This is a genomic window from Shewanella sp. GutCb, assembly GCF_002836135.1.
GTDB lineage: Bacteria > Pseudomonadota > Gammaproteobacteria > Enterobacterales > Shewanellaceae > Shewanella.
Map to the genome: position 1 here is coordinate 1 of NZ_PJBL01000099.1, position 234 is coordinate 234.

Sequence of the window (234 nt, forward strand, 5' to 3'; positions counted from 1 at the left end):
CATAAAAAACAGACACGAAAAAGCCCTAGCATTGCTGCTAGGGCTTATCGTAATGTTGGCGGAGTGGACGAGACTCGAACTCGCGACCCCCGGCGTGACAGGCCGGTATTCTAACCAACTGAACTACCACTCCTTTAGCAAAAAGCCGAAGCATGATGCTAAATTCTTTTAAAGTCGCTAACGTGTCAAAGGTTAGTAGACTCGCTTTACCTCTTTATAAGAGATTAAGCTAAA

1 tRNA gene is annotated in these 234 nt (G+C 44.9%); it reads right to left on the minus strand.

The window, feature by feature from the left end:
* Positions 1 to 56: 56 nt before the first annotated feature.
* Positions 57 to 133 (minus strand) — tRNA-Asp (locus CXF86_RS20140).
* Between the last annotated feature and the right edge of the window lie 101 nt (positions 134 to 234).